Here is a 20,838-nt window from a genome sequence, read left to right as displayed (position 1 = left end):
TTACTGCGCGCCCTGGCGTGCGCCCGCCGCCGCCGGGGCGCTGGCCCCCACTGCAGGCGCACTGGCCGCTGCTGGCGCGGACGCGCCGTCGCGGCGGCGACCGCGGGCGCGGGGCTGGCTGGCCGGCTGCACCGCGGCTTCGCGCGCGGCCGGATCGACGGCCTCCACGGTCATGCCTTCCTTCAGGCGGTCGGCGCCGTCCACCACCACGCGCTGGCCGGGCTGCAGCCCCCGCAGCACGGCGGTGCGTTCGCCATCGCTCGGCCCCAGCGCCACCACTTGCACCTTGACCTTGTTGTTCGCGTCGACCACATAGACGAAGGTGCCCTGCTGTCCGCGCTGGATCGACGCCACCGGAATCACCGTGGCGTCCGCCAGCGTATCGACGCGCATGCGCACGTTGACGAACTGGTTGGGGAACAGCATGCCGTCGTCGTTCCGGAAGACGGCCTTGAGCTTGACGGTGCCGGTGGTGGTGTCGATCTGGTTGTCGGTCGTCAGCAGCGTGCCGTCGGCCAGCTTGTTGCGGGCCTGGCGGTCCCAGGCCTGCACGGTCAGCTTGTCCCCCGCGTTCAGCTTGCGCAGCACGCCGGGCAGGTTGTCCTCGGGAATGGTGAACAGCACGGCGATGGGCGCGACCTGGGTGATCAGCGCGATCCCGTTGGTGTCGCTGGTGCCCACGATGTTGCCGGGGTCCACCTGGCGCAGGCCGATGCGGCCGGACACGGGCGCCTTGATGCGGGTGTAGCCCACCTGCAGCCGGGCCGCATCGACGTTGGCCTGGTCGGTCTTGACCACGCCCTCGTACTGGCGCACCAGCGCGTCCTGGGTGTCCACCTCCTGCTTGGAGATCGAGTCCTGGGCCAGCAGGGTGCGGTAGCGCTGCTGGTCGATACGCGCGTTCTGCAGCAGCGCCTGGTCGCGGGCGAGCTGCCCCAGCGCCTGGTCCAGCGCGGCCTGGAACGGGCGCGGGTCGATCTCGGCCAGCACGTCGCCGGCCTTGACCATCTGGCCCTCCTGGAACAGCACCTTCTGCAGCGGACCGGAGACCTGTGCCCGCACGGTCACGTTGGACACCGGCGTGACGTTGCCCAGGCCGTTGAGCACGACGTCCATGTCGCGCTGGGCCACCGTGCTGACCACCACCGGCGCGCTCGGTGCGCCGAAGCCGCCGGGGCCGCCGGGCCGGCCCGGACCGGCGGGGATGCGGCTGCCGGGCGCCGCGCCCGGCGCGGGCGGCGCCTGGCGCTGGCTGTACCAGTACCACGCGCCGCCGGCCAGCAGCAGGACCACGGCCGCCACGATCCACCTGCGCCGCGTCATCCGGCGCGGCCTTGCCGTGCCGGGCGAGCGCTGCGGCTCGCGGCCTGCTGATGCGTTGACCTGCTGATGATCGTCGGGGTGGGTCATTTACCGGAATCCTGGGCGACGCGTGGCGACGCGTATGCGGGTTGGTCGGAAGCGGGAAGCACAGAAGTATGCCGCAATGACGCTTCAGTCCTTTCCGCTCAGGGGCGGTCGGGGGCTGGGGCGGGGCGGCCGTCGCGCTGTGCCAGCGACAGGCGCAAGGATAAAGCGCGGGGCGGGGCGCCTTGGTGTCGGTCAGTCGCGGCTTGATTACAGCGCGTTACGAGCGCCGCGCATGTAACTTGCGGAAACATAAAAGCCGGCAATACGAGTGACATGGCTGATTATCATTCGGCTATGCGAACCAATCAGCCCACCCAGATCCTGGTCGTCGACGACGACCCCGACTTGCGCGACCTGCTGCGCGAATACCTCACCAGCCAGGGCTTCGCGGTGTCCGTGCTGCACGATGGCGATGGCCTGCAGGCGCGCCTGGAGCGCGAGCGCCCCGCGCTGATCGTGCTGGACCTGATGATGCCCAAGGTCGACGGCCTGACCGCGCTGCGCAAGCTGCGCGCCCGCAACGACGATATCCCGGTGATCCTGCTGACCGCGCGCAGCGACGAGATCGACCGCATCGTCGGCCTGGAGATCGGCGCCGACGACTATCTCGGCAAGCCGTTCTCGCCGCGCGAGCTGCTGGCGCGCATCAATGCCGTGCTGCGCCGCAAGCTGGCCCGGCCCGCCGCCGCGCCCGAGGACCGCGACTGCGCGAGCTTCGGGCCCTTCCGCGTCGATTTCCGCCAGCGCACGCTGGTGCGCTCGGGCCAGTCGCTGTCGATCAGCGACACCGAGTTCGCGCTGCTCAAGCTGCTGCTGATGCATCCGCTCGAAGTGCTCACGCGCGAGCGCATCGTCGAGCTGATGTACGGCGCGGCCAGCGGCGTCAGCGACCGCGGCATCGACGTGCAGATCTGGCGCCTGCGCCGCCTGCTCGACGAGGACGCCCAGCGGCCGCGCTACATCCAGACCGTGCGGGGGCGCGGCTACACCTTTGTGCCCGACGAGGCCAGCGAAGTCCCGCAATGAAGCTACGTATCGATACCCTGTTCGGCCGCATCGCGCTGCTGATCGCGGCGGTGCTGGTGATCAGCCATTTCTCGTGGCTGGCCATCCTGCGCATGGACCGGCGCGAGCAGCGGATCGACTATTCGGTGGAGCAGATGCTGTTCCAGCTGGACAGCATCCAGCGCGCGCTGGATGCGAAGCCGCCGGTGGCGCTGCCCAGCCTGGTGGAGGTGGCCGGCGAGGCCACGGCCGAGGAGCATGCGCGCGCGCCGACCGAGCGCTCGCGCCGGCTGGTGGAGCGTTTCTCCAGGCGGTTGCCCGAAGGCACCCAGGTGCGCATCGAGGACGAAAGCACGCCGCGCATCTGGATCAAGCTGCCGAACCGGGCGGACTGGATCGCGATGCCGATCCTGTGGGTGCACAACCCGCCGACGGATAACCGGCTGGTGCCCGGCGCGATGCTGGTGGTCGGCATCGCCATCGTGTTCGCGCTGCTGATCGTCTGGCAGATCCAGCGGCCGGTGCGCGACATGGCCGCGGCGGCGCAGCAGCTCTCGCGCCAGCAGCCGGTGCAGCCGCTGCGCGAGCGGGGGCCGCGCGAGCTGCGGCAGCTGGTGGAGCGCTTCAACGGCATGGTGGCGGACCTGGCGCGTATCGACCAGGAGCGCAACACCATGCTGGCCGGAATCGCGCACGATCTGAAGACGCCGCTGGCGCGGCTGCGCCTGCGCGCCGAAATGCTGGCGGATCCCAAGGCCGCGGCGGGCGTGACGCGCGATGTGGAATCGATGTCCGCCATCGTCGAGCAGTTCCTCAGCTTCGCCCAGACCGCCGCGCCCGTGGCGCGGCCGGTGCCGGTGGACCGGCGCATGCACGAACTGGCGGCGTCGCTGGCCGAGCAGGAGCGGCCCGTGACGCTGTCGCTGGCGGCCGGCGACGGCTTCCGGATCATCGCCACGCAGCTGGACCGGATCATCGGCAATCTGGTCGACAACGCCTTCCACTACGGCGCGCCGCCGGTGCGCATCGCCACCGCGCGCATGCCCGACGGCTGGCACCTGACCGTGGAGGACGCCGGCCCCGGCATTCCCGAAGACGCGATGGAAAAGGTCACGCTGCCGTTCGTGCGGCTGGACCCGGCGCGCGGCGGCAATGCGCACTCGGGGCTGGGGCTGTCGATCGTGGAGCGGCTGGTGCGCCAGGCGGGCGGGCGGCTGATCCTGTCGAACCGGCCGGAGGGCGGCTTGCGGGCGGAGATGGTGTTTCCGTTCAGCGCCGTGCCGCCCGTCGCGGCGGGGGTGCCGGCGACAGAGACGGCCTGACCCGGCAACGGCACGGCAAAAGAAGGCGCTTTACTGCGCCTTCTTTTTTTCGCCGATGCGGCTTTCCTTGCCGGCCAGCAGCTTGGCGATGTTCTGGCGGTGGCGCACGATCAGCAGCGCGCTGATCACCGTGATGGCGGCGGCGATCACGTCGGCGCGGAACATCAGCACGTAGAAGAACGGCGCGAACAGCGCCGACACCAGCGCGGCCAGCGACGAGTAGCGGAAGAACACGGCGATGATGATCCACGTCGCCAGCGTGCCCAGGCCCAGGATGGGATGGATCGCGAACAGGATGCCGGCCGCGGTGGCCACGCCCTTGCCGCCCGCGAAGCGGAAGAACACCGGGAACAAGTGGCCGAGGAAAACGGCGGCGGTCACCAGCGCGATGCCGGTGTCGTCGATGCCGTAGGCCGGCCCGAAGCGCTGCGCCAGCCAGACCGCCAGCCAGCCCTTGAGGCCGTCGCCGAGCAGCGTGAGGATCGCGGCCTTCTTGTTGCCCGTGCGCAGGACATTGGTCGCGCCCGGATTGCCGGAGCCGTACGAATGCGGATCGGGCAGGCCCATGGCCTTGCTGACCACCACCGCGAAAGAAATGGATCCGATCAGATAAGCGATCAGCGCGAAAAGCAGATTTGCCATGTGGGATAGGGGGTTTGGAGGCTGGCCGCGATTGTAGCGCGCCAGCCGGGCTGCCACGGCCTCGCCGCCTCCGCATCTTTCCGGATGGCGCGCGGTGCGCTCATTCGGCCAGCGCGCATTCGACCGGCTTCGCGCCGAGCAGCGCGGTGAGCACCGCCGGCGCGATGCTCACCAGGAAGCCGCGCCGGCCGCCGTTGATATAGATGCGCTCCAGCGCCAGCACGCTCGCCTCGACGTACACCGGCATGCGCTTGCGCGTGCCGAACGGCGAGGTGCCGCCGACCAGGTAGCCGCTGTGGCGCTGCGCGACCTCGGGCTTGCACGGCTGCACGCTCTTGCAGCCGATCTGCCGCGCCAGGTTCTTGGTGGAGACGGTGCGGTCGCCGTGCATCAGCACGATGCAGGGCTGCGCCTTGTCGTCCTCCATCACGAGCGTCTTGACCACATGATGCTCGTCGACTCCGAGCTGGCGTGCCGACTCGCCGGTGCCGCCGTGCTCCACGTAGTCGTAGGGGTGCTCGCCGAAGGCGATGCCGTGCTTGCGCAGCATCTGCGTGGCCTGGGTCTCCGAGACGTGTCTGGACTTGCTCATCGTGATTCGTAATCGGCCGCGCGCCTTCAGCCGCGCGGATGGTGTTGCTGGTGAAGGACGCGCAGCCGTTCGCGCGCCACATGGGTATAGATCTGCGTGGTCGAGATATCCGCGTGCCCCAGCAGCATCTGCACCACGCGCAGGTCCGCGCCGTGGTTCAGCAGATGCGTCGCGAACGCGTGGCGCAACGTATGGGGCGACAGGGGGGCATGGATGTCGGCTGCCTTCGCATAGCGCTTGATCAGATACCAGAAGGCCTGGCGCGTCATGCCCTCGCCGCGCTGCGTGACGAACAGCGCGTCGCTGGAGCGCCGGGCGAGCAGGGCGGGACGGCCCGTGGCGAGGTAGCGGCGCAGCCAGTCGCCGGCCTCGGCGCCGAACGGCACCAGCCGCTCCTTGTTGCCCTTGCCGCCCACCACGCGGGCCACGCCCTCGTTCAGGCCGATCTCCACGGTCTTCATCTGCGTGAGTTCGGACACGCGCAGCCCGCTCGCATACATCAGCTCGATCATGGTGCGGTCGCGCAGCCCCAGCGGCGTGTCGGTGTCCGGCGCGGCCAGCAATGCCTCGACCTGGGCTTCGGACAGCGTCTTCGGAAAGCGCGGCGGCTGCTTGGCCGGCCGCATCAGCAGGCACGGATCGGCGCTGATCAGGTGCTCGCGCAGCGCCCAGCGGAAAAAGCGCCGGAACACCGCGAGGCGCCGGTTGGCCGACGAGGCGCGGGTGTCATGGTGGCGCTGCGCGAAGTAGCCGGACAGCGCGCCGTCGTCGGCCTCGAGCAGCGCCATGGCGCGCTCGGCGTGCAGCCAGCGGGCCAGCAGCGTCAGGTCGCGGCGATAGGCGTCGATGGTATTGCGCGAGAGCCCGTCCTCCAGCCACAGCGCATCGCAGAAGCGGTCGACCAGGGCCAGGTCCACGGCGGGCGCGGTATCGGGCTCGACGGTGTCGAGAGCCGCCGTCATATCAGCATCGCTCCTTCGTGGCGCAGCAGCCAGCGCTTCACGTCGAGATGGAAGCCGTCCTCGCCATGGTGGGCGAAGCCGCCGATGCCCTTGGCCCCGACCACGCGATGGCACGGGATGACCAGCGGAAAACAGTTGTCGCCGCAGGCTTGCCCCACCGCGCGCGGCGTGCCGCCCGCGATCGTCGCCAGCGTGCCATAGGTCGCCATGGCGCCGCGCGGCACCGCGCGGATGGCGTCCCACACCCGGCGCTGGAAGGCGGTGCCGGCGCTGGCCAGCGGCACGTCGAGCGGGGCGTCGGGGTCGGCGTAGTAGGCGTCGAGCCGGTCCGCCAGCAGCCGTGCCACGGGCGTGGCGGGCGCGATCAACGCGTACCGCTCGGGCAGGTAGACGATGGCGCGGATCGCCTCGCCCGCGGTGCGCACGCCGACCCGGCCGAAGGGCGCGGCGAGAATGGCGTCGTAGTGGGAGTCCATGGCGGGTTGGCCGTGCGGGAAGGCGGCGAAATGCGGGAAATAGCGAATTCTAGTGCTTTCGCCCGGCGGCGGAAAAGCAAAGGGCCCCAAGCGGGGCCCCTGCGGTGTATTGCGCGGCGGCGGCGCCGCCGCGCGGACGCCTTACTGTTCGAGCTTGATGTTCTGCACCTTGACCAGGTTGCGCATCTTGTCGAATTCCTTCTTGATCTCGGCGGCGTGCTCCGCGGGCGAATTGCCCGACGGCTCGGCGCCGGCGGCGAGCAGGCGCTCGCGGAAGCCCTTGTCCTGCAGCGCCTTGACGGCGGCATCGTTCAGCTTCTTGATGATGTCGTCCGGCGTGCCGGCGGGCGCGACCAGGCCGTACCAGGCCGGATCGTTGGGCTCCTTCAGGCCCATCTCGCCGAAGGTGGGCACGTTGGGCAGCGACTCCAGGCGCTTGTCGGCCGCCACCACGATCGGACGCAGCTTGCCGGCCTTGATGTGCGGCATCGACGAGGGCAGGTTGTCCACCATGATCGGCACCTGGCCGGCCAGCACGTCGTTCAGCGCCGGGCCCGCGCCGCGGTAGGGGATATGGACCATGAAGGTCTTGGTCGAGACCTTGAACTGCTCGCCCAGCATATGGCCGAAGCCGCAGGTGCCCGACGACGCGTAGGAATACTTGCCCGGATTGGCCTTCAGCGTGGCGAGGAACTCCTTGTAGTCCTTGGCCGGGAAGTTCGGGTTCACCGCGATCACGTTGGCGACGTTGGCCAGGTTCGTGATGGGCTTGAAGTCCTTGATCGGGTCGTACGACAGCTTGGGGTTGCAGGCCGGGTTCACCGCCATCGTCGACACGGTCGAGATGCCGATGGTGTAGCCGTCGGGCGCCGACTTGGCGATGGCGTCCGCGCCGATCGAGCCGCCCCCGCCGGCGCGGTTTTCCACCACGACGGGCTGGCCCAGGATGCGGCTCATCTGGTCGGCCGCGCCGCGGCCCACGATATCGGTGGTGCCGCCCGGGGCGAACGGGATGATCAGCTTGATGGGCTTGGTGGGGTAGCTCTGCGCCTGGGCGAAGGACGCCGCGGCGGCCAGGCTCAGGGCCAGTGCGATTTTGCTTTTCTGCATGAGATCGTGTCTCCGGTCGGGAAACCGGGCGGGATGGTCCGCCCTGGATTGGAATGCCGGGTGCCACGCGGATGGCGCGGCGCCCGGCGGCGATAGCTTAACCGCCCAGCAGTCCGCGCTTGAGGTCGCGGTCCACCGGCCGGTCGCCCAGGAAGATGCGCAGCACCGCCTGGTAGAAGTCCTCGCCCGGGATCGGGCGGCCGCGCGGGGTGCCGTTGATCGCGATCACGGTGCCGCTGTCGGGCGAATAGTCGAAATTGATCACGTCGCCCTTGCGGGCGGTGCCGACCTGGTTCATTGCCTGTTCGAGCTGCGCCATGCGATCGGCGAATTTTTCCAGCTGGACGTCGGTATGGTTCTCGCGCATGCCTTCGTTCAGCGCCTTGACGAAGGTGTCGGCTTCCACCTCGCGCAGCGGCCGGATCTGCAGGCGCTTGGGCCCCTTGGCGCCCAGCACCACGGCCGCGTTGCGGACCTTTTCCGGCAGATACAGCGCCGCCACGTAGCCCTTGACGATAAACACCGTGCGCAGGCCCACGCCATTGAGCTGCAGTTCCTTGCCGGCCACGCGGGTGGCCTCGTCGATGCGCAGGCCCTCGATTTCCGCGGCGCCGGCCCCGGAGGCCGGCATGCCGAGCACCAGGGCCGCGCCACAGGCGGCCAGGATCGGGCGGAAGCGGCGCGTGGCGGACGCGAAAAACGCGCTCGCGGGGCGGTGAATACGGCGGGGCTGCATGGTCAGGCGATACATCGGCGGACGGATGGAACGTGCCATGTTGTGCGATTTCTGAAACAATACCAATCCGTATCTGCCCTAGGGCGCACACCGTGGCGTGTCGGCACGGTGCCATCGCGGCCCCGCCGGACCGCCGCCATAACAATAAAAGACAATGTCGCCTGCCCTTCTGATGGTGCCGGACTTCAGCCTGATCCTGATCGGCTGGCTGCTCGTGCGCTATACCCCGTTCGACCGCGCGTTCTGGTCCGGCATCGAGCGCCTCGTCTACTTCGTGCTGTTTCCCGCGCTGCTGGTGCAGGCCACCAACAGCGCCGCCTTCGATTTCTCCACCACCTCCACCATGCTCGGCTTGGCCGTGCTGACCACGCTGTTCGGCATGGCGGCCGGCTACGCGGTCAAATGGGTGCTGCGGCCGGACCCCATCGACTTCGCCTCCGGCCTGCAAACGGCCTATCGCTTCAACTCCTATATCGCGCTGGCGCTGGCGGCGCGCCTGGGCGGCGGCGAGGGGCTGGCGATGATGGCGGTGATCGTCGGCGTGGTGGTGCCGATGTGCAATGTGGCCGCGGTGTGGGCGCTGGCCCGTCACGGCGAGGCGCGGCTGTGGCGCGAGCTGGCGCGCAATCCGCTGATCCTGGCCACCGCGGGCGGGCTGGTGACCAATCTGCTGGGCCTGCATCCGCCCGAGGTGGTGGGCATGATCCTGGGCCGGCTGGGCTCGGCCTCGACGGCGCTGGGACTGATGACCGTGGGCGCCGGCCTGCAGATGAGCGGCGCCGTCGGTACCGTCGGGCCGGTGGCCTGGTGGACGGGCGTCAAGCTGCTGGCCATGCCGGCTTTCGCGTGGGCGGTGGGCCGCAACCTGCCGCTGTCGAGCCTGCAACTGCAGATCGCCGTGCTGTACGCCTCGATGCCGACCGCGTCGAGCGCCTATATCCTCGCGGTGCGCATGGGCGGCAATGGCCCGATGGTGGCCGCGGCCATCTCGGTGATGACCATCCTGGCCGTGCTCACCGCGCCGCTGTGGCTGGCGCTGGTGAGCTGAGGCGGCTCAGGGCCCATTCACGCCCCTGCCTGCTGCGCCAGCGCCCATTCGATGTGTTCGCGCACCAGCGGGCTGGCATCGGCCAGACGCGCGGCGAGCGCCGCGCGCATGCGCTGCGCGAGGGCGGGGTCGGTGGCCGCGCGCAGGCCGTTGCCCAGTCCCACCGCCAGATTGCGCAGCCAGCGTTCATGGCCGATCCGCCGGATCGGGCTGCCTTCGAGGCGGCGGTTGAATTCGTCCTCGCTCCACAGGAACAGCTCCACCATGTCCGGCGCGTCGAAGCCGTTGCGCACGTCGAAGTCCGGCAGCGTGGCGCGATGGGCGAACTTGTTCCACGGGCACGCGAGCTGGCAGTCGTCGCAGCCGTAGACGCGGTTGCCCATCGGCGCGCGCAGCGCCTCGGGAATGGCGCCCTTGTGCTCGATGGTCAGGTACGAGATGCAGCGGCGCGCATCGAGTTGGTAGGGGGCAAGGATGGCCTGGGTGGGACAGACGTCGATGCAGCGATGGCAGCTGCCGCAATGCGCCTCGCCCGGCGGGTCCGGCGGGAAGGGAACATCGACCAGGATCTCGCCGAGAAAGAACATCGAGCCGCCGTCGCGGTCCAGCAGCAGCGTGTGTTTGCCGCGCCAGCCGAGGCCGCCCTGGGCCGCCAGCGCGACCTCCATCACCGGCGCGGAATCGGTGAACACGCGATAGCCGAAGGGCCCGATGGCCGCCTCGATGCGGGCCGCCAGCTGCTGCAGGCGGTTGCGCAATACCTTGTGATAGTCGCGGCCGCGGGCGTACAGGGAGATGTTCGCGGTGCCGGCATCGTCGAGCCGCGCCAGTTCGCGCTGGCGCCATCCGGGGGCGTCGGCGCCCGGCACGTAGGGCATGCGGGCGACGATCGCGCGCACGGTGCCGGGCACGAGTTCCGCGGGCCGCGCGCGTTTCAGCCCATGGTTCGCCATATAATCCATGTCGCCGTGATAGCCCTGCGCGAGCCATCGCTGCAGCCCGGCCTCCGCATGGCTGAGGTCCACATCGGCGATACGCACCGAGTCGAAGCCCAGCTCGCTGCCCCAGGCGCGAATCTCGCGCACCAGCGCCGGCAGGTCCGCCGGCGCCCCGCGGTTCGGTGCGGGGTCGGGTCCGGAATCCGGATGGGTGCGGGATATCGGGGCCGCGGCGCAAGCCGCGCCCGCCGCCTGTGCTGCTCGGTCGATCATCCCTGAATTGTACGCAATGCCCCTGCTCGAAGAACGCACACTGACGCTCGCCGACGAAGCCGCCACTGGCCGGCTCGGCGCGGCCCTGGCCGCGGCCGTCGCCGCGCTGCCGCCGCGCACCGTGCATCTGCAGCTCTCGGGCGATCTCGGCGCGGGCAAGACCACGCTGTCGCGCACCGTCCTGCGCGCGCTCGGCCATGCAGGCAAGGTCCGCAGCCCGACCTACACGTTGTGCGAGCCCTACGAGGTCGCGCGTGCCGATGGTTCGCCGCTGACGGTCTATCACTTCGATCTCTATCGCTTCGCCGATCCCGAGGAATGGATCGACGCGGGTTTTCGCGACTGCTTCGCCGAGCCGGCCCTCAATCTGGTCGAGTGGCCCGAGAAGGCCGGCGCCCTGCTTGGGGAACCCGATCTCCACCTGTTGCTCCAATCGGACACCGACCCGGCCGACGACGCCGGACAGCGGCGTATCGCCACGCTGCGCGCCTATACTCCAACCGGACTCCATCTGCTACACGCATGCTGATCAAGCGCCTAGCCACCGACCGCCCCGACGAACAGCGCCACGCGCAGCGCAAGCTGGCGGCCCGCCGCAAATGGATGGCGCAATGCCTGAAGGCCGGGGCGGGCACCGTGGTGCTGACGCTGGCCGGCCCGCAGCTCGCGGCCGGCGCCGGCATCGTCGCGGTACGCGTCTGGCCCGCCGAGGACTACACGCGGGTCACCATCGAGTCCGACACGCAGCTCGCCGCCATCCACCAGATCGTGCGCAATCCAGACCGGCTGGTGGTCGATATCGATGGTCTGGACCTGTCGGCCACGCTGCGCGAGCTGGTGGCCAAGATCACCCCCAACGATCCCTATATCCAGAGCGTGCGCGTGGGCCAGAACCGGCCGCGCGTGGTCCGTCTGGTGTTCGACCTGAAGGAAGACGTCGCGCCGCAGGTCTTTACGCTCAAGCCGATCGGCGACTACCGCAACCGGCTGGTGTTCGACCTGTACCCGGTCAATCCGCCCGATCCCCTGTGGAAGCTGGTGCGCGATACCGAGGAAAAGCAGTTGCGCTTCGCCGCCGCGCCGCCCGCCGAGGGCGCCGACGGTGTCGCGGGCGCGCCCGCCAGCAACGAGGAAGACTTGATCGGCGCGATCGTGCGCAAGCTCGACAGCCAGGGCACGCTGCCCCCGGGCACGCCGACCCCGGGCGCGCCGCCGCCCGTGGTGGCGGCCAAGCCCAAGCCCACGGCCCCCACACCATCCGCGCCGGCACCGTCCGCGCCGCCGCCGACGGAGCAGGCCAGCGTGCCCGAGCGCAATTTCAAGATGCGCCGGCTGCTGACGGTGGCCATCGACCCCGGCCACGGCGGCGAGGATCCCGGCGCCATCGGCGCGGCGGGCTCGCGCGAGAAGGACGTGGTGCTCAAGATCGCGCAACGCCTGCGCGCGAAGATCGACGCCCAGCCCAATATGCGCGCCATGATGACGCGCGACGCCGATTTCTTCGTGCCGCTGAACGTGCGCGTGCAGAAGGCGCGCCGCGTGCAGGCCGACCTGTTCGTGTCGATCCATGCGGACGCCTTTCTCAAGCCCGAAGCCAACGGCGCGTCGGTGTTCGTGCTGTCCGAGCGCGGCGCCAGCAGCTCGGCGGCGCGCTGGCTGGCCAACAAGGAAAACGCGGCGGACCAGATCGGCGGCGTGAACATGCGCAGCAAGGATGCGCAGGTGGCGCGGGTGCTGCTGGACCTGTCCACCACGGCCCAGATCAACGACAGCCTGCAGGTGGGCAAGGCCGTGCTGTCGCAGATCGGCGGCATCAACCGGCTGCACAAGCCGCATGTCGAGCAGGCCGGCTTCGCGGTGCTGAAGGCGCCGGACATTCCGTCGATCCTGATCGAGACGGCCTTTATCAGCAATCCCGACGAGGAGCGCAAGCTCAACGACGAAGCGCACCAGGAGCAGCTGGCCAACGCGATCCTGCGCGGGATACGCAGCTACTTCGCGCGCAATCCGCCGTTGGCGAAGAATCCGTCGGTGTAGGCGGGGAATGCAAAAAAGGCCGGGATATTCGTCCCGGCCTTTTTGTTTTGGGGTGAGCTTCCGCCGAAGCCAGGAACGCCGATCAAGCCCGCGCCGGCGCTCCCTCCAACAACTGGTCGCGGTTCGCATAGCGCGATGCCATCACCGAGCAAACGATCAGCTGCAGCTGGTGGTAGACCATCAGCGGCAGCACCAGCAGGCCGAGCGCGGGGTGGCCGGCGAACAGGATCTTGGCCATCGGGATGCCATTGGCCAGACTCTTCTTGGAGCCGCAGAACACCGCGGTGATCTCGTCTTCCACCGAGAAGCCGAAGCGGCGGGCGGTGAAGGTCGTCAGGCCCAGCACCACGAACAGCATCACCGCCGAGATCCCCATCACCGCGCCGATGGTCTCCCAGCCGTACTGGTGCCAGAGGCCGGCGGCCGTCGCGTCGCAGAACGACGAGTACACGATCAGCACGATCACGCCGCGGTCGATCTTGGTGGTGATCTTCTTGCGCTTGGCGAGCCAGTCGCCGATCAGCGGACGCGCGAGCTGGCCGAGCGCGAACGGCAGCAGCAGCTGCATCGCCACGCCCATCAGCGCCTTGCCCAGCGGCATCGAGGCGCCGCTGGCGCTGATCACCAGCCCCATCAGCAACGGCGTGAGCGCCATGCCGATCAGGCCGGAGACGGTCGCATTGAAGATCGCGCCGGGCACGTTGCCGCGCGCCATCGAGGTCATCGCCACCGACGACGACACCGTGGAGGGCAGCGCGCACAGGAAGAAGATGCCCAGCAGCAGATCGGCCGGCAGCACGTTGCGCAGCGTCAGGAACAGGACGGCGCCGATCACCGGGAACACGATATAGGTGAAGGACTGCACGAAGGTGTGCAGGCGCCAGTGCTTCGCGCCGGCGACCAGCTTTTCGCGCGACATGGCTGCGCCGTGCAGGAAGAAGACCAGCGCCACGCCGATGCTGGTGATCAGGCCCAGGTGCAGCGGGCCGTTGCCGGTGCCGATCTCCGGCGCCAGCAGTGCGACGCCGATGGCGGCGAGCATGATCAGCACGAAGCCGTCGATCAGGTCGTAGATTTTCTTGAAGGGGGACAGAATGGATGTCATGACAGCGGTGGACTAAGGGTTTTGCCTAGTATTGGACGCCTCCTCCGCTTAGAATGCAAATTCATTTATCGCATTCATCTATATTCACCCGGCATGAATTACTCCCTGCGCCAGTTACGGGTCTTTCTCGCGGTCGCCCGCCATGGCAGTTTCAGCCGCGCTGCGGATGCGGTCGGCCTGACCCAGCCGGCGGTCAGCCGCGCCGTGGCGGACTTCGAGGAGGCGCTCGGCGTGCGCCTGCTGGATCGCACCACGCGGGAAGTGCTGCTGACGGACGCCGGCGAGGCGCTGGTGCCGGCACTGGAACGGCTGCTGGGCCAGTTGGACGACACGTTGGAGGAAACCCGGCAACTGGGCGAGCGCTACCGCGGCCGGGTGGTGATCGCCAGCGCGCCGACGATCTCGGCCCGGCTGATGCCGCTCTATGTGGCGGCCTGTGCCCGCCGCTACCCCGATATCCGGCTGTCGGTGCGCGACAACGTGCAGGCCGATGGACTCGAGCAGATCCGAGCCGGCGCCGTGGATTTCGGCGTGCTGATCGACCCAATGGCGCGCGAGGGCCTGACCACCGCGCCGCTGGCCACCGATCCCTTCTGTTTCGTCTGCCGCTGCGACCACCCGCTGGCCGGCAAGAGCTCCGTGCCCTGGTCCGCCCTGGATGGGCTGCCGCTGGTGCTGCTGGACTCGGCCTCCGGCAGCCGGCCGCTGATCGACCAGATCTTCGCCAGGCACGGCATCGCCCCGCATGTGGTGCAGGAGATGGGCCATTCGGCCAGCGTGTTCGGCATGGTCGAGGCCGGCATCGGCGCGTCGGTGCTGCCGTCGTTCTCGCTGCCGCTGCCGGCCGCATCGTCGCTGGTTTCGTGCGCGCTGACGCCGGCCGAGGAGCGCCGCATCGTGATGGTGCGGCGCGAGGACCGCTCGCTGTCGCCGTCCGCCGCGGCGGTGTGGGAACTGGTGCAGGAGCTGCAGATTCCGGGCCGGCTCGCGTCGTCCTGATCCCGATGAAACAACGGCCGCGGGACGAGGTCCACGCGGCCGCGATCTGCCCGGATGGAGGCGGGCTCAGTCGCCCATGGCGATGCCCTCGCGGCGCGGATCGGCGCCGCCGAACCATGCCGGCCGGCCATCGACGGTGGTGCGCATGATGCCTTGCAGGCCCGAGGTCTGCTCCATCACGCGTACATCGTGGCCACGCGCCTTCAGCCCTTCGATCAGCGCTTCGGACACGCGCCCTTTCTCCACCTCCGTGGGGCCGTTGCGCGAGCCCACGTTGGGCAGCGAGATGGCCTGCTGCACGGTCATGCCCCAGTCCAGCGTGCCCACCATCACCTTGGCGACATAGTTGATGATCGCCGAGCCGCCCGGCGAGCCGGTGGTCATCACCAGCTCCCGCGTGCCCTTGGCAAACACCAGCGTGGGCGCCATCGACGAACGCGGGCGCTTGCCGGCCTGCACGCGGTTGGCGACCGGCTTGCCGTTCTCTTCGGCGACGAAGGAGAAGTCGGTCAGCTGGTTGTTCAGCATGAAGCCGTGCACCATCTGGCGCGAACCGAACTGGTCCTCGATCGTGGTGGTCATCGAGATCGCGTTGCCGAACTTGTCCACCACCGAGATGTGCGAGGTGGACGGAAACTCCGGCGAGCGGTCGGCGGCCAGCGCGAGCCTGACGCCGTCCGGGTTGCCGGGGCTGGCCTTGCCCATGCTGCGGTCGTCGATATAGGCGGCGCGGCCGGCCAGGTAGTCCTTGTCGACCAGGCTTTTCCAGCTGCCGCCGGGCAGCGGCACGAAGTCCGTATCGGCGACGAACTGGTTGCGGTCCGCATAGGCGAGGCGCCCGGCCTCGGCGAACAGATGCGCGCCCAGCGGCGACGGCTCCCAGCCCAGCCCGTTCTCCAGCGGCTTGGCGATGCCGATCTGCCGGCTGGCCGGCTGCGCCTCCAGGATGCCGAGCATCTGCGCCACCGCGATGCCGCCCGACGACGGCGGCGGCATGCCGCAGACGGTCCACTGGCGATAGTCGGTGCAGATCGGCTCGCGGATGCGCGGCCGGTAGTTGGCGATGTCCTTTTCCGTCAGCAGGCCGGGATTGGTCGGATGCGACTTCACCTTCGCGGCGATGTCCCGCGCCACCTGCCCCTTGTAGAAGGCATCGGCGCCGCGCACGGACACGCGCCTTAGCACGGCCGCCAGCTCAGGGTTGCGCAGCACCATCCCTTCGGTCTTGGGCGAGCCGTCGGCCTGATAGAAATACGCGCGCGCGGTCGGATCCTTCATCAGGTACTTGTCCTGCGCGATGATCGTCGCCAGCCGCGGGCTGATCGGGAAGCCGTTTTCGGCAAGCTGGATCGCCGGCTGGAACAGCCGCCGCCACGGCAGCTTGCCGTGCTGGCGATGGGCCGCTTCCAGCATGCGCAGCACGCCCGGCGCGCCGACCGAACGGCCGCCGACTACGCCGTCATGGAAGGCCAGCACCTTGCCGTCGGGGCCGTAGAACAGGCGGTCGGTGGCCGCCGCCGGCGCGGTCTCGCGGCCGTCGAAGGCCTGCACGCGGGCGCCGTCGAAATGCAGCAGGAAGGCGCCGCCGCCGATGCCGGACGAGTTCGGCTCCACGAGGTTCAGCACCATCTGCGTGGCGATGGCGGCGTCGATCGCCGAGCCGCCCGCCTTGAGCATGTCGTAGCCGGCCTTGGTCGCGAGCGGATTGGCCGCCGCCACCATGAAGGATTTGGCGGTCCAGCCCGGCTTGTCGGTCCAGCCCGAGGCGCCTTCCGGGGGCGGGGGCAGGGCGCTCGCCGCGGCCTGGGGCGAGGGCGGCGGCGAGGGCGGCTCGGTGGTGGTGCAGGCCGCGCTCAGCAGCAGCGTGCCCAGCACCGCGGACAGCCAGCGCGCGCGGCGGGGAAGGCTGGACGGCTGCGCGGCGTGGGCGCGGCCAGGCAGGTCGGCCGGCGGGCTGGAAGGCATGCTGGTTCTCTCAGGAAAGGGGAATCCCGGGATTGTAGGCCTTGCTGCTCTTGGCGCCCAGTGGCACGGCGGAGTTCCGCTCCGGGCTCGACGCCCTATTTGGGCTGCATGCGGATCGCGCCGTCGAGCCGGATCACCTCGCCGTTGAGCATGGGGTTGCCGATGATGGCCCGCGCCAGGCTGGCGTACTCGGCGGGGCGGCCCAGGCGCGAGGGGAACGGCACCATCTTGCCGAGCGCGTCCTGCACCTCCTGCGGCATGCCGAGCAGCATCGGCGTCTCGAAAATGCCCGGCGCGATGGTCATGCAGCGCACGCCGTCGCGCGCCAGGTCGCGGGCAACCGCCAGCGTCATGCCGACCACGCCGCCCTTGGAGGCGGCGTACGCGGCCTGGCCGATCTGGCCGTCGAAGGCGGCCACCGACGCGGTGTTGATGATGACGCCGCGCTCGCCCTCGGCGTCCGGCTCGTTGCCGACCATGGCCGCGGCGGCCAGCCGGATCATGTTGAAGGTGCCGATCAGATTGATGCGGATGGTCTTCTCGAACGCATCCAGCGGATGCGGCCCGTTCTTGCCCACGGTCTTGCTGGCGGTCGCGATGCCGGCGCAGTTGACCAGCCCGGCCAGGCGGCCCAGCTGGGTGGCGGCCGCGACCACGGCCTGGCCGTCGGCTTCCGAGGTGACATCGCAGCGCACGAACTGGCCGCCGGTTTCCTCGGCGAGCGCCACGCCGGCGGCCTCGTTCAGGTCGGCGATCACCACCTTGCCGCCTTCGCCGGCGAGCATGCGCGCGGTGCCGGCGCCCAGGCCCGAGGCGCCGCCGGTAACGATGAATACGTTGTTCTGGATCTGCATGGATGTCTTCCTCGGTGGAGGCAGCGGCGCGGCGGCCGCGTGCCGGGTGGACTCTGGCGGTCGGGCGGCGTCGTAACGTTTACGTAAACGTCAAGCGCGGAAGGTATTGTAAGGGGATGGCGCGCGGGTGCAAGCGCCATGAAAAAAGGCGACATGACGTCGCCTTTTTTTGGTTGCCGGGCAGGTGCCCCGACTTACTTCAGTGCCTCGAACACGCGCTGCGTGATGTCTTCCACGCCGCCCAGGCCGCTGATCTTGCGGTACTGCGGGGGCGCGACCCTGGCGGTGGCGTCGCCCTGGCTGGCCCAGTTCGAGTAGTAGTCCACCAGCGGACGGGTCTGCTCGGAATACACGTCCAGGCGCTTGCGGACCGTGGCTTCCTTGTCGTCGTCACGCTGGATCAGCGCTTCGCCGGTCACGTCGTCGATGCCCTCGGTCTTCGGCGGCGCGAACTTGACGTGGTAGGTGCGGCCCGAGGCCACGTGCACGCGGCGGCCGCTCATGCGCTCGATGATGGCGTCGAACGGCACGTCGATCTCCAGCACGTAGTCGATCGCCACGCCGGCTTCCTTCATCGCCTCGGCCTGCGGAATGGTGCGCGGGAAACCGTCGAACAGATAGCCCTGGGCGCAGTCCGCCTGCTTGAGCCGGTCCTTGACCAGGCCGATGATGATGTCGTCGGAGACCAGGCCGCCCGCGTCCATGACCTTCTTCGCTTCCACGCCGAGCGGCGTGCCCGCCTTCACCGCGGCGCGCAGCATGTCGCCGGTGGAGATCTGGGGGATGCCGAATTTCTCGCAGATGAATTTGGCTTGCGTGCCTTTGCCGGCGCCGGGTGCGCCCAACAGGATCAAACGCATTTAGGAGTCCTCAGGTTTTTGAATCCGGTGTGGCGGGGAACGGAAGGAGGGTACCGGCGAAACTTGACGCAAGGCTTACCGCGGTACGCCCTGCGGCCGGAACGCGACCGACGATGTCGAGTCGGCCCGGCTGTCGCCGGCATCCCGGCCCCATGGCAGCGGGCGGATACCTGACGGGCTCGTTCTTCATCTCCCCACCGAGCCTTGGTCGGCGCCTGCGGCGGCCGACGGCTCTTTATCGGCGAGCATTATGCCATGAGGCGGCGCCCATCCGGCCCGCGGCGGCGCCGAATTCGCGCCGGGCGGGACATCGGCGCGGGCCGCCGACGGCGTGCGCTCAGGGTCCTTCCTGGACCATCGACTCCGCCCACAGCGCGCGCACGCGTTCGAGATCGGCCGGGGTATCGACGCCCGGCGCCGGCGCGGCGTCGGTGACCAGTACCGCGATCCGTTCGCCATGCCACATCGCGCGCAACTGCTCCAGGGCCTCGGTCTGCTCCAGCGGTGCCGCCGCCAGCGTGGGAAAGCGGCGCAGGAAGCCGGCGCGATAGGCGTACAGGCCGATATGGCGCAGCACCGGCATCGCGGGCAGCTGCGGACGCGCCTGCGCGGCGGGGGCGGACGGCACGTCGGCCCATGCGTCGCGCGCCCAGGGGATGGGCGCGCGGGAAAAGTACAGCGCGCGGCCGGCCGCGTCGCACACCACCTTGACCACGTTTGGATTGAACACCTCGGCCGGATCGTGCAGCGGATGGGCGGCGGTCGCGATGGCGCAGTCGCCGTGGGCGGCCAGGTGCAGCGCGGCTTCGTCGATCAGTTGCGCGGCGATCAGCGGCTCGTCGCCCTGCACGTTGACCACGATGGCATCGTCGGCAAGACCCAGTTGCGTGGCGACTTCCGCCAGCCGGTCGGTGCCCGAGGCATGGTCAGCGCGCGTGAGCACCGCCTCGATGCCATGCGCCGCGCAGGCCGCCGCCACGGTGGGCGCATCGGTGGCGACCACCGTGCGGGTGGCCGAGGACGCGTGCGCGCGCTCGGCGACCCGCACGATCATCGGCTTGCCCCCGATATCAGCGAGCGGCTTGTCGGGCAGCCGCGTCGAGGCGAGCCGGGCGGGAATGACGACGGTAAACGGCGGCAGGGACATCGTGCAGCTCCGCCGAGCTCAGACGGGCGATGCCGGCGTGGTGGCGGTGACGACGCGACCGGGAACGGTCTGCCGTGCTTCGTCCGCTAGCATGACGGGAATGCCGTCGCGGATCGGGTAGGCCAGCTTGTCGGCGTGGCAGATCAGTTCCTGCGCGGCGCGGTCGTATTCGAGCTTGGCCTTGCACAGCGGGCAGACCAGGATTTCAAGCAGCCGGTTGTCCATCTTCGCGTTCCTTGGTGAGGCTGGCCGCGACGGCGGCGGCGCCGGGCGCGGTCGGAGCGGCCTGGCAGCGCGCAACGACGACGCGGCGGATATTGTCGATCAGGCCCGCGTCGATCACGGGCGTGGTGGAGACGACCCAGATGCGCGGGTCGAGCGGCTCGCGGAGCCGGTCGCATTTTACGGCATCCTTTTCGGTGATCAGGATGACATCGGCGGCGAGCGCGTCGGCGTCTGCCGCGAACGGATCGTCCGCGAAATCGTAGTGGTCGGGCAGCGGCATGGTGGCGGGCTGCAGGCCCGCCGCGCGCAGGCTGGCGAAGAAGCGCTCGGGATTGCCGATGCCGGCGGCGGCCAGCACGCGCCGCCCGGCGAAGGCGGACAGCGGCCGCGTCATGGTCGGGTCCGCGAGTTGCCAGCATTCGTCCAGTTCGAGCCGCATGCCGTAGACGTCGGGCTTGTCGGGCGTCGCGCGGAAATAGGGATCGTTGATCAGCGTCGCGTCGCGCCGGCGCGAGAGCGGCTCGCGCAGCGGGCCGGCCGGCAGCAGCCAGCCGTTGCCGCCCATGCGGCCATCGAACATCACGATCTCGAAGTCGCGCTGCAAGCGGTAGTGCTGCAGGCCATCGTCGAGCAGCAGCACGTTGACCCCGGGATGCGAGACCAGCATGGCCTGCGCGCACAGCGCCCGGTCCGGGAACACCCATACCGGCACGTCGGTGGCGCGCGCGATCAGCAGCGGTTCGTCGCCGACTTCCTCGGCCCGCGACGTGGGTTTGACGCGGCGCGGGTGCTTCAGCTTGACGCCGTAGCCGCGCGAGACCACGCCCGGGCGCAGGCCCGCCTCGGCCAGCGCGTGGGCGAGCGCGATGACCGCCGGCGTCTTGCCGGTGCCGCCCACCGTCACGTTGCCGACCACCACCACGGGCATCGGCATGCGCGTCGAGGCGAGCCAGCCGCGCCGATAGGCCAGGCGCCGCGCGCCGCTGATCAGGGCGAACAAGGCGGAGAACGGCAGCATCAGCCAGGCGAACCAGCCGCGGCGCTGCCATTGGGCGGTGATGAAATCGGTCAGGGCGTGACGGGGAGCGGGCATGGACGCGGAGAAGAAGGGAAGGGCGGCCAGGGCCGGGCG

At 69.6% G+C, this 20,838-nt stretch carries 21 protein-coding genes; 6 read left to right on the top strand and 15 right to left on the bottom strand.

The features are described from left to right. Window positions 1-1,410, bottom strand: a complete 1,410-nt coding sequence (locus LDO27_RS12900) for an MdtA/MuxA family multidrug efflux RND transporter periplasmic adaptor subunit (RefSeq protein ID WP_377747189.1) — start codon at window positions 1,408-1,410, stop codon at window positions 1-3. A 294-nt stretch (window positions 1,411-1,704) separates the two neighbouring features. Between LDO27_RS12900 and LDO27_RS12895 the strand changes: the two genes are divergently transcribed. Both LDO27_RS12895 and LDO27_RS12890 read left to right on the top strand, forming a co-directional pair. After that, a complete protein-coding gene (locus LDO27_RS12895; RefSeq protein WP_222201834.1) occupies window positions 1,705-2,436 on the top strand; it encodes a response regulator in 732 nt (243 codons plus the stop codon). Beyond that, window positions 2,433-3,737, top strand: coding sequence for an ATP-binding protein (locus LDO27_RS12890; RefSeq protein ID WP_224042132.1), 1,305 nt, complete (start codon window positions 2,433-2,435; stop codon window positions 3,735-3,737). The genes LDO27_RS12895 and LDO27_RS12890 overlap by 4 nt, the downstream gene beginning before the upstream one ends. A 30-nt stretch (window positions 3,738-3,767) precedes the next feature. On the opposite strand, the gene plsY is transcribed toward LDO27_RS12890, so the two are convergent. The 6 genes from plsY to LDO27_RS12860 all read right to left on the bottom strand — a co-directional run bounded on the left by plsY (window position 3,768) and on the right by LDO27_RS12860 (window position 8,150). Further along, complete coding sequence (gene plsY, locus LDO27_RS12885; RefSeq protein ID WP_224042130.1) at window positions 3,768-4,379, bottom strand: glycerol-3-phosphate 1-O-acyltransferase PlsY; 612 nt, start codon at window positions 4,377-4,379, stop codon at window positions 3,768-3,770. 100 nt (window positions 4,380-4,479) lie between these two features. Beyond that, window positions 4,480-4,971, bottom strand: a complete 492-nt coding sequence (gene ybaK, locus LDO27_RS12880; RefSeq protein ID WP_224042129.1) for a Cys-tRNA(Pro) deacylase — start codon at window positions 4,969-4,971, stop codon at window positions 4,480-4,482. A 26-nt stretch (window positions 4,972-4,997) separates the two neighbouring features. Then, window positions 4,998-5,933 (bottom strand): site-specific tyrosine recombinase XerD, encoded by a 936-nt coding sequence (gene xerD, locus LDO27_RS12875; protein WP_224042128.1) that lies wholly within the window; start codon window positions 5,931-5,933, stop codon window positions 4,998-5,000. Then, window positions 5,930-6,409: a methylated-DNA--[protein]-cysteine S-methyltransferase gene (locus tag LDO27_RS12870; protein WP_222201823.1), complete on the bottom strand. Its 480-nt coding sequence runs from the start codon at window positions 6,407-6,409 to the stop codon at window positions 5,930-5,932. Before LDO27_RS12870 ends, xerD begins: the two co-directional genes overlap by 4 nt. Before the next feature lie 141 nt (window positions 6,410-6,550). Then, window positions 6,551-7,519 (bottom strand): tripartite tricarboxylate transporter substrate binding protein BugE, encoded by a 969-nt coding sequence (locus LDO27_RS12865; RefSeq protein ID WP_222201821.1) that lies wholly within the window; start codon window positions 7,517-7,519, stop codon window positions 6,551-6,553. A gap of 97 nt (window positions 7,520-7,616) precedes the next feature. Next, window positions 7,617-8,150 carry a chalcone isomerase family protein gene (locus LDO27_RS12860; protein ID WP_224042547.1) on the bottom strand — a complete coding sequence of 178 codons (534 nt, stop codon included), beginning with the start codon at window positions 8,148-8,150 and terminating at the stop codon, window positions 7,617-7,619. A gap of 259 nt (window positions 8,151-8,409) precedes the next feature. Here LDO27_RS12860 and LDO27_RS12855 point away from each other — a divergent pair, with 259 nt between their 5' ends. After that, the gene (locus tag LDO27_RS12855) at window positions 8,410-9,303 is read left to right on the top strand and encodes an AEC family transporter (RefSeq protein WP_224042127.1); all 894 of its coding nucleotides are present in this window, start codon (window positions 8,410-8,412) and stop codon (window positions 9,301-9,303) included. 17 nt (window positions 9,304-9,320) lie between these two features. Here LDO27_RS12855 and queG read toward each other — a convergent pair whose 3' ends face one another. Beyond that, window positions 9,321-10,514, bottom strand: coding sequence for a tRNA epoxyqueuosine(34) reductase QueG (gene queG, locus LDO27_RS12850; RefSeq protein WP_224042126.1), 1,194 nt, complete (start codon window positions 10,512-10,514; stop codon window positions 9,321-9,323). Window positions 10,515-10,530: 16 nt separating this feature from the next. Between queG and tsaE the strand changes: the two genes are divergently transcribed. Both tsaE and LDO27_RS12840 read left to right on the top strand, forming a co-directional pair. Then, window positions 10,531-11,043 carry a tRNA (adenosine(37)-N6)-threonylcarbamoyltransferase complex ATPase subunit type 1 TsaE gene (gene tsaE / locus LDO27_RS12845; RefSeq protein WP_222201813.1) on the top strand — a complete coding sequence of 171 codons (513 nt, stop codon included), beginning with the start codon at window positions 10,531-10,533 and terminating at the stop codon, window positions 11,041-11,043. Next, window positions 11,037-12,551, top strand: a complete 1,515-nt coding sequence (locus LDO27_RS12840) for an N-acetylmuramoyl-L-alanine amidase (RefSeq protein WP_222201811.1) — start codon at window positions 11,037-11,039, stop codon at window positions 12,549-12,551. Before tsaE ends, LDO27_RS12840 begins: the two co-directional genes overlap by 7 nt. A gap of 82 nt (window positions 12,552-12,633) precedes the next feature. Here LDO27_RS12840 and LDO27_RS12835 read toward each other — a convergent pair whose 3' ends face one another. Further along, on the bottom strand, window positions 12,634-13,656 hold the full coding sequence (locus LDO27_RS12835; RefSeq protein WP_222201809.1) for a bile acid:sodium symporter family protein: 1,023 nt from the start codon (window positions 13,654-13,656) through the stop codon (window positions 12,634-12,636). A 93-nt stretch (window positions 13,657-13,749) separates the two neighbouring features. On the opposite strand from LDO27_RS12835, the gene LDO27_RS12830 reads away from it, so the two are divergent. Beyond that, complete coding sequence (locus tag LDO27_RS12830) at window positions 13,750-14,655, top strand: LysR family transcriptional regulator (protein WP_222201807.1); 906 nt, start codon at window positions 13,750-13,752, stop codon at window positions 14,653-14,655. A gap of 66 nt (window positions 14,656-14,721) precedes the next feature. Here LDO27_RS12830 and ggt read toward each other — a convergent pair whose 3' ends face one another. The 6 genes from ggt to lpxK form a co-directional block, all read right to left on the bottom strand. Further along, the gene (gene ggt, locus LDO27_RS12825; RefSeq protein WP_222201805.1) at window positions 14,722-16,620 is read right to left on the bottom strand and encodes a gamma-glutamyltransferase; all 1,899 of its coding nucleotides are present in this window, start codon (window positions 16,618-16,620) and stop codon (window positions 14,722-14,724) included. A gap of 95 nt (window positions 16,621-16,715) precedes the next feature. Then, window positions 16,716-17,474, bottom strand: coding sequence for a 3-hydroxyacyl-CoA dehydrogenase (locus tag LDO27_RS12820; protein ID WP_224042125.1), 759 nt, complete (start codon window positions 17,472-17,474; stop codon window positions 16,716-16,718). A 194-nt stretch (window positions 17,475-17,668) separates the two neighbouring features. Continuing rightward, window positions 17,669-18,334, bottom strand: coding sequence for an adenylate kinase (gene adk / locus LDO27_RS12815; protein WP_224042124.1), 666 nt, complete (start codon window positions 18,332-18,334; stop codon window positions 17,669-17,671). A 337-nt stretch (window positions 18,335-18,671) separates the two neighbouring features. Continuing rightward, on the bottom strand, window positions 18,672-19,481 hold the full coding sequence (gene kdsB, locus LDO27_RS12810; RefSeq protein WP_224042123.1) for a 3-deoxy-manno-octulosonate cytidylyltransferase: 810 nt from the start codon (window positions 19,479-19,481) through the stop codon (window positions 18,672-18,674). Between the two features lie 18 nt (window positions 19,482-19,499). Beyond that, window positions 19,500-19,706, bottom strand: coding sequence for a Trm112 family protein (locus LDO27_RS12805; RefSeq protein ID WP_222201796.1), 207 nt, complete (start codon window positions 19,704-19,706; stop codon window positions 19,500-19,502). Further along, window positions 19,687-20,799, bottom strand: a complete 1,113-nt coding sequence (gene lpxK / locus LDO27_RS12800) for a tetraacyldisaccharide 4'-kinase (RefSeq protein WP_224042122.1) — start codon at window positions 20,797-20,799, stop codon at window positions 19,687-19,689. Before lpxK ends, LDO27_RS12805 begins: the two co-directional genes overlap by 20 nt. Between the last annotated feature and the right edge of the window lie 39 nt (window positions 20,800-20,838).

It is taken from the genome of Cupriavidus respiraculi (genome assembly GCF_914271545.1).
GTDB classification, from domain to species: Bacteria; Pseudomonadota; Gammaproteobacteria; order Burkholderiales; family Burkholderiaceae; genus Cupriavidus; species Cupriavidus respiraculi.
This window is presented reverse-complemented; position numbering and strand designations above follow the sequence as displayed.